General features: G+C 60.1%; 1 protein-coding gene. It reads right to left on the reverse strand.

Features of this window, described 5'->3' with window-relative positions; all coding sequences use genetic code 11:
- Positions 1 to 14 precede the first annotated feature (14 nt).
- The coding region (locus tag AB4079_RS19435) for an IS30 family transposase (protein WP_441788975.1) at positions 15 to 318 on the reverse strand (304 nt) is incomplete at its 5' end.

Here is a 318-nt window from a genome sequence, read left to right on the forward strand (position 1 = left end):
GGTGGTTGGTGGTTTCAGCTGGTGAGTGCAACACCTTGTAGGTATTCGTCGAGTTTCTCGGCTGGGGTGGCGAAGTTCAAGGTTTTGCGGGGGCGGATGTTGAGCAGGCGTTGGGTTTCGGCGAGGTCGGTGTCGGTGATGGTGTTGAAGTTGGTGCCTTTGGGGTAGAAGTCCCGGATCAGCCCGTTCAGGTTCTCGTTGCTGCCGCGTTGCCAGGGAGAGTGCGGGTCGGCGAAGAACACCGGACAGTTGGTGGCGATGGTGAAGCGGGCGTGCTCGGCCATTTCGGTGCCTTGATCCCAGGTCAGGGTCGAGAAC

It is taken from the genome of Leifsonia sp. 2MCAF36, from assembly GCF_052115525.1.
In the GTDB taxonomy this organism is placed as follows: domain Bacteria; phylum Actinomycetota; class Actinomycetes; order Actinomycetales; family Microbacteriaceae; genus Leifsonia.